The organism is Streptomyces sp. H39-C1 (assembly GCF_027158125.1).
Classification (GTDB): Bacteria; Actinomycetota; Actinomycetes; order Streptomycetales; family Streptomycetaceae; genus Actinacidiphila; species Actinacidiphila fildesensis.
Genome location: NZ_JAPVLS010000175.1, coordinates 1 through 7,220, shown reverse-complemented (window position 1 = coordinate 7,220; position 7,220 = coordinate 1). Strand labels below are relative to the sequence as shown.

The 7,220-nt window shown below is 70.2% G+C and carries 7 protein-coding genes and 1 pseudogene; 7 read left to right on the top strand and 1 reads right to left on the bottom strand.

Going from position 1 to position 7,220, the window contains the following annotated elements; all coding sequences use genetic code 11:
* From O3W51_RS46520 to O3W51_RS46500, 5 genes are all read left to right on the top strand, one after another.
* On the top strand, positions 1-856 hold an 856-nt coding region (locus O3W51_RS46520; protein WP_269290039.1), incomplete at its 5' end, for a DUF317 domain-containing protein.
* Positions 825-1,406: a hypothetical protein gene (locus tag O3W51_RS46515; protein WP_269290037.1), complete on the top strand. Its 582-nt coding sequence runs from the start codon at positions 825-827 to the stop codon at positions 1,404-1,406. The genes O3W51_RS46520 and O3W51_RS46515, both read left to right, overlap by 32 nt.
* 96 nt (positions 1,407-1,502) lie before the next feature.
* Positions 1,503-3,290, top strand: a complete 1,788-nt coding sequence (locus tag O3W51_RS46510) for a type IV secretory system conjugative DNA transfer family protein (RefSeq protein WP_269290035.1) — start codon at positions 1,503-1,505, stop codon at positions 3,288-3,290.
* A 260-nt stretch (positions 3,291-3,550) separates the two neighbouring features.
* On the top strand, positions 3,551-4,693 hold the full coding sequence (locus O3W51_RS46505; protein WP_269290034.1) for a DUF317 domain-containing protein: 1,143 nt from the start codon (positions 3,551-3,553) through the stop codon (positions 4,691-4,693).
* A 50-nt stretch (positions 4,694-4,743) separates the two neighbouring features.
* A complete protein-coding gene (locus O3W51_RS46500; protein WP_269290032.1) occupies positions 4,744-5,598 on the top strand; it encodes a hypothetical protein in 855 nt (284 codons plus the stop codon).
* A 38-nt stretch (positions 5,599-5,636) separates the two neighbouring features.
* Here O3W51_RS46500 and O3W51_RS46495 read toward each other — a convergent pair whose 3' ends face one another.
* A complete protein-coding gene (locus tag O3W51_RS46495) occupies positions 5,637-6,158 on the bottom strand; it encodes an NUDIX domain-containing protein (protein WP_443048421.1) in 522 nt (173 codons plus the stop codon).
* A gap of 129 nt (positions 6,159-6,287) precedes the next feature.
* Here O3W51_RS46495 and O3W51_RS49195 point away from each other — a divergent pair.
* Both O3W51_RS49195 and O3W51_RS46485 read left to right on the top strand, forming a co-directional pair.
* Positions 6,288-6,638 (top strand): annotated as a pseudogene (locus O3W51_RS49195) (hypothetical protein); the annotation flags it as partial.
* Positions 6,635-7,220: DNA cytosine methyltransferase (locus O3W51_RS46485; protein WP_269290029.1), on the top strand; the 586-nt coding region annotated here is incomplete at its 3' end. The pseudogene O3W51_RS49195 and the gene O3W51_RS46485, both read left to right, overlap by 4 nt.

Here is a 7,220-nt window from a genome sequence, read left to right as displayed (position 1 = left end):
CCACCGAACTCGCGACAACCCAACTCAACGCCCGCGCCACACCCTGGATCTGGGGCAGACCCGCCCCACCCACCCGACACCTACGCCGACGCTACGTCTACTGCCTTTGAGGAATTCAGCACTAAGCGCCGAGATCGTCCTGCGCAGTCCCGACCTTCGGCACACCCTCCAGTTCGACCCGCAGTCCGCCACCTCCGCGTGGTGGCGGCTGCGGGCTGAGCCCGCCGGCTCCGAGCCAGGTTGGTTCGCCGAGTTCGGCGAACTCGTCCCCGCCGAAGTCCTCGCCGGCATCACCGACGCCCTCGTCGCTCCCGCACGCGCCGAGCCGAGCAGCCCGCTGTCCGTGTTGGAAGGCGCCGGTTGGCTCATCGACGGCCGCGGGTCCGCCGCCTCCGACCCACCGGGGTGCACGGTGGAGCGCCGACCGGAAAGCGGCCGGGGCACCGTGCCCTGGCGTGAACCGGAGCGTGTGTCCTGGCACATCGAGGTCCATGACCAGCCTGAGGTCTTCGTCAACGGTCCCCGCCTGTGGCACGCCTGGTTCGACGGTCATACCCCCGAACACCTCGTGACCGCGTGCGTCGCGGCGCTCGCGGATCCCGCTCCGCTGCAGCGCGGCATGTTCGACCGGACCGGCCACGGGGCCGCCCAGAGCGCAGTGCTCTCACACCGCAACAGGTCGTCGATGCCCACACCAACCGCCTGGCGACGACTCGGGCGCAGACCCGGGCCGCCCGCCGGCGTCAAAGCGCCGCGCTCGCCGCCCGGTCCACCGCAGCGCCCGCGGTGCGTAGCCGGTGACCGCCCCGAACGGAAAGCCCGCCATGACCACCCACCCCACCCACTGGGTCCATGAACTGCGCATGCGCCAGCTCGCCCACTACTTGCGCGAGAGCCGGCAGATCCTGGCCGACTGGGACGCCTACTCCGACCATCACTCCGACCCCGAAACGTACGAGCCCCTGGACGAGACCGCGTACGGGCTGCGCCAGCGCCAACGTGACGCCGACACGTGGAACTCCTTCGCCCGCGTGCTCTACGTCGCCGACGACATGCTCGACACCGCCGAACAGCAGCTCGCCCAGCTGCCTCCTGCCGATGCCGTCGGGCTGACCGGGCAGATCCGCGAACTGCACACCAGCATGTACCGCCTCCACGCCCTGCACGTCGAAGGGCCGGCCCGCCATGGCGCCATGCCCAGCAATCCGGCGTTTGACGCCGAGGCGCTGGCCGAGCGGAACGCCGAAGCCTGGCACCACCTCAACCAGTGGACTTCGTTCGGCCCTGCGCTCATTGCCGCCGATGTGCTGTTCCGGCAGGCCCAGGCGGCGCCTCCTACCGGCACTCCCCTCCAGGGGCCGGTGACCTCCACCCCGCACGCCAAGGGCCCGGGGAAGCGCCGGTGACGCACCCGCACGACCTCTGAACTGCCCGCGACAGCCGCCCCTCAATCACAGCGGCAGCCGCTGCTACCCCTGCCCCGCCCGGAAGTTTGGAGCCCTTTGCCGCCCTCGTCCAACAGCTCCACCGACGGTTACGACCTCGTTCTGCGCCTCTTGCTTGGGGTGCTCGCCATCGTCGTCCCCCTGTCCCACCTCGCCTGGCTGGGCGGCAACGCCACCGCCTACGTCACCGGAACCAGCTGGGCGCCGTACCAGCCGACCACCGCCCTGCTGCACCCCGAACAGCTCTGGCCACAGGCAGGAGAAACGTCCCTTCTGATCGGCACCCGCATCGTTCCCGTACTCCTCCTCCTGGCCCTGGGGGCAGCGGCCGGCGTCATGTGGGCCCGGCGCAAGAACGGCAGCGGCGGCCGGAAGAAGATCACCGACATGGCCAAGGCCCGGGACATCGAGCCGCTGCTGGCCAAGGCGATCACCGACAAGGCCCGTTCCCTGCGCCCGAGCCTGAAAGACACCAAGCGCATCGACCCGAAGGACACCGGCATCCTGCTCGGCAACCTCCAAGGCAGCCGCCACGAGGTGCGGATGGGCTTCGAGGACGTCGCTGTCGCGATCATGGCCCCCCGGTCCGGCAAGACGACCTCGCTGGCCATCCCCTCCATGCTCGCCGCACCCGGCCCGGTCCTGCTGACCTCGAACAAGGCCGCCGGTGACGCCTTCACCGCCGCCTACGACGCCCGCACGCAGGTCGGCCGGGTGTGGACGATGGACCCACAGCAGATCGCCCACGCGGCTCGCCAGATGTGGTGGAACCCCCTCGCCAGCGCGAAAACCCTCGACGGCGCCGGCCGGTTGGCCGGCCACTTCCTCGCCGCGAGCGTCGATGCCAGCGCGCAGGGCGACTTCTGGTCCAAGGCCGGCAGCAACATCCTCAGCCAACTCCTGCTGGCCGCCGCCCTCGACGAGCGGCCGATCACCGACATCATGCAGTGGCTCGCCTTCCCCGCCGACCGCACCCCGCTCGACATCCTCCGCGACCATGATTTCGCCGCCGTCGCCGCCCAGCTCAAGGGAACCGTCGAAGGGCCGCCGGAGACGCGCGACGGGATCTACGAGACCGCCCGCCAGTACGCCGCCGCTCTGCTCAACACCGAGATCGCGGCCTGGGTAACACCGCAAAAGGACGTCCCCGAGTTCCAGCCGGCGCAGTTCGTCACCTCCACCGACACGCTGTTCCTGCTCAGCAAGGACGGCGGCGGCGGAGCCTCCGCGTTGATCGCGGCGTGCGCGGACTCGGTGATGCGGGCGGCCACCGCCCAAGCCGAGCGTGCCGGTGGACGCCTCGACCCGCCGATGCTGGCGATCCTCGACGAGGCCGCCAACGTCTGCAAGATCAGCGACTTGCCGGACCTGTACTCCCACCTCGGCAGCCGCGGCATCATCCCCATCACGATCCTGCAGTCCTACCGCCAGGGCCAGAAAGTCTGGGGCGACGCCGGCATGGACGCGATGTGGAGTGCCTCGACCGTGAAGGTCATCGGCGCCGGTATCGACGACCCCGACTTCGCCGACAAACTGTCCCGGCTGATCGGCGACCACGACGTGGAAACCACGTCCACCTCGCACTCCGAATCCGGAAAGTCGACCTCGGTGAGCATGCGGCAGGAACGGATCCTGCCCGCCGACGCGATCCGCGCCCTGCCCAAGGGCACGGCGCTCTGCTTCGCCACCGGAATGCGTGCCGCCATGCTCGACCTGCGCCCGTGGTACCTGGAGTCCGGTGCCGACGAGCTGTCCGCTGCCTCCGCCCGCGCGTCGAAGGCCATCACCACCCGCGCCATCGCGAAGTACGCACCGCAGCAATCCGACTTCGACAAGGCCGTGTGAGCGCACCCCCTGGGTCGCGTGCCTCCCCGAATGCAACTCCACCAAGCGGATTGCGCCGTCGACCGCTGGCGACCGTCCCGCCGGCATGCCTACGGCCGCCGCATGACCGTTGACCCGACGACCCGCCTCCGGAGCCCTCTCTGCCCACGAAAGAAATCGACCTCCCCAGCCAGCGCGAGCGCCTGCGCCACCTCGCCTGCGCTTTCGAGGCCCTTCGCATCCAAATCCGCGACCTCACGTTCACACCCGGCCCCGACGCCGTGCGCCGTATCGCACCGTTGATCTCCAAAACCCATGACCTGGTCGGCAAGTCGATCCTGCAACTGTCCGCACTCGACGGCAGCCAGTACACCGCCGTCCCCGGCAGCAGGGCCTCCCTGGACGCCCTCTGCAGCGTCGTCTCATCCGTATCCCTGGCCGGCATCGACCTAGCGCACGCGCTGGCCGCCAGCCCCCTCGACGGTGCTTCCTTCGGCGAGCCGGCCGATAATGAGGACGGCATCCGCCAGGCCCGACACGCCCACGCCCTGCCAGTCATGGCCGACCACCTGCATAACGCAACCCAGCAGCTGGAGTTGTGCGCGACGGCCTGCCGATACGTGGCCAGCGGGTTCGACCGGGACCTGACATCCACCGCGCAGAACACCCAGCCCGCGCCGCCGCAGAAAGTGAGCCCCACCCAGCAGCAGGCGCTGACCGCGCTGGCGACGGGCGGGGCGCGCCTGCGGGCAGCGAACAACTACGCCACTCCTCGTGTCTACGTCCCGGACGGCAGCCGGCCCACCGGGCACGACCCCACCCGCGGGCACGTCGCCCTCGACAGCCCGGACCACAGCCTGACGGTCGACTTCGAGCCCACCCGGGTGGACGGCATCTGGTGGACCATCGCCCACCACCAGCCGTACTGGGAAGCGCGGTTCACCCGACAAACCCCCATCGAGGCGATCGCGGCCGTCACCCAGGTCCTGCCGCAGCTGCTCGGTGACCACCGCCACGCCGATCGCATTCCCCTCAGCACCAGCAGCCTCGCCGACATCGCACACCTGAACGGTTGGGCCGCGTCGCCGCATGGTGAGGCGTTCACCTCGCCCGACGGACAGTGCACCCTGCGCCGCGACGCCGACAGCGACGCCGCCTGGAGCGCCGCGCACGGCGTCTACGACGGGTTCGACACCCACTGGAACGCGACCTTCACCCAGGACACCCCCGATCGCCTCATCGCGCAGTTCTTCGCCCACCTCGCCTCCACCCTCCCCGTCGAGCGCCGGTACGGCGACATCCCGTACCTCGTCCGGGACCTCGACGACGCGCTGATCACCCCCGTCCGCGGCGCCACCGTCAACCCGCAGGTCCACCACGCCGCCGCCCAAGCGGGCCGCGCTCATCACGCCCACCGCCGCTGAACCACCCGGCCCGCGACCACGATCACCACACCGGAGGACTCCCCCGCACCATGACCACACCGTCCCGCGACGGGCAGCACGCCGCGCCCCCGCCCACTGCGCCCGAGCAGCTCCTGGAGCTCGCCGGCGACTTCTCCCGGCACAACGACGCCCTTACTGCCCTGACCGCGACCGGCCCATCAGCAACCAGCAACGTGCTGCAACACGTCGCCTTCACCCAATGCCTCGCCCGCGAGACCCTTACCGCCATCGCCGTCATCAAGCGGCAGCCGCTGCACCACACCCACCAGGTGCAGGACGCGCTGGTGCGCCTCAAGCAGCTCGCCTACCTCACCACCGAGGCAGCCGACCACCTCCTGGACGCAGTGGACCTCATGCGTGCGGCCCGCGAGCAGGGCGCCGGGAGCCCGGACCAGCTCGCGGCTCATCCGGAGCCGCTCCGCGCGGCGTTCCGCCGGATCCAGCTGGCTCGCGAGCTGACCGCCCTGGCACCCGAAGCCGTCGTCGAGGCCGCCGAACATATCGCGCGCGAGTCACACCGCCAGAAGGCGGCCGAACCTCACCCGCAGGAGATCCGCCTGTCACTCGCCCAGTACACCGCCCTGCGCGCTGCCGCGAGTGGGCATGTCCTGGCGACGGACCTGTTCGGCAAGCAGTCCGCCAGCATCCGCAGCACCCGCATCCCCATCAGCACCCTTCGATCTCTGCAGGCCAAGCACCTCCTCCAGCACGAGATGCTGCCTCCTGCCCACCGCGACGCCGCACACCAGTCACGGATCCGCCTGTCCCCCGCGGGCGTCGCCGCACTCGCTGCCCTCCGGAGCTGGCCCCGGCCCGCCCCGCTGATCACCAAGGGCGCATTACACCCGGCGCCGGCCAAGCCGGCACCGAGCCGAGCCCGCTGACCTCGGAACGACCAGCGCCTTCGTCCCTCTGACTCAGCTCATGAACACCGTTTCTGCGAAGGCGCCGGGTCAGCACGACAAGCGAGATACCGATCGAAAATCTCCTGGCTATCAGGAGTGAAGGTCCACTGCTGCAGAGTCCGCCGCAGCTCGGACTCGGCCAGCCACCCGTGCCAGGCCACCTCACCCGGATCGGGGGCGACGACCTCCGGAAGCACGGCATCGCACACCCCAAGCCAGTGAGGGCTGAGCCCGACCCGGTTGAGGAACGTGAACCGAAGGCACACTGTCGCCGGCGTTCCCAGCTCCTCACTGAGCTCGCGGGCAGCTGCCTGCTCATAGGACTCGCCGACTCCTGCAGCGCCCCCGACCCCGAGTTCGTAATGACCTGGGAAACGGGTCAGCTGCTCGGCACGCCGATGGACGAGATAGCGGCCTTGCCCATCACGGCACACCACCGAAGCAACTCGGTGCAGCCAGCCCTCCCGAACGGCCTCCCACCGACTGGCTACCCCCAGCACACGGTCCTGAGCGTCAACGCGTTCCACGAGTTCATCCACGACGCACACGGTCGCAGAACCCACTGACACCCTCCCGGACTGCCCGGACGCTCACGCAGTCAACGGCCCTCGGACCACCCTCATCCCGCCGAACGAAAGGTCACGACCCTGTCCCCATTCTCAATAACTTGCCCCTTCCACGGCAACGCGCAGTGGAGAACCATCCGGAACACCTCTGCGTCGGAGTGGGCGGACGTCGTCGCGTTCGACGCCGCGATCCGCCAGGGCAACGCCCGCGCCAACGCGACCGGCAACCGGCTCCTGGGGCAAGCATTCCTCCACCGTTCCCGCGTGCCGCTCGACCAGGCCCCCATCGACCACGTCACCGCCACCGAACAGGCAGCTCTCCCGCAGCTATCCGGCGACACCGATACGGACGCGGGCGAACTGGAGCAGGGAGTCGCTGACCGGTGCTCCCCGTGGGCGTGCCGCGGATCCGCGACGGAGCCGGAACAGGACGACTTCGAGCTGGCCACGTGATCCTGGACCTCTTCGCGGGGCCGGGCGGCTGGAGCAGGGCCCTGACCGTGTTCGGGGTTCAGGACGTGGGCCTGGAGTGGGACGAGTGGGCCAGCAAGACCCGGCGGGCGGCCGGTCTGTTGACCGTGCGGACGGACGTGGCGCGGTATCCGACGTGGCCCTTTGTCGGCCGGACCCGCGGGCTGATCGCGTCTCCGCCGTGCCAGGCATGGAGCACAGCTGGCAAGCGTCTCGGCCTGCTGGACCAGCCGCTTGTGCACGAGGCCGTCGACCAGTTCGCCGCCGGACGCGACACCCGCGCACGCCTCGTGGCCCGCTGCCGCGACGAGCGCTCCCTGCTCGCGGCGGAGCCAATGCGCTACCTCCACGCCCTGAACACCGCCGGCGAGCCCGAGTGGGTGGCCATGGAGGAAGTCCCGGACGTCCTGCCCTTGTGGAAGCAGTACGCGGCCGTGCTGCGGGCGTGGGGATTCAGCGTGTGGACGGGCATCCTCAACGCCGCCGACTACGGCGTACCCCAGACGAGACGGCGGGCGATCCTGCTCGCCTCCCGGGTCCGCACAGCCCAGCCCCCTGCCCCGA

Excerpts from the sequence above, each read along its gene's own strand:
- O3W51_RS46515 (WP_269290037.1), top strand. The coding sequence starts at position 825 with ATGACCACCCACCCCACCCACTGGGTCCATGAACTGCGCATGCGCCAG.
- O3W51_RS46500 (WP_269290032.1), top strand. The coding sequence starts at position 4,744 with ATGACCACACCGTCCCGCGACGGGCAGCACGCCGCGCCCCCGCCCACT.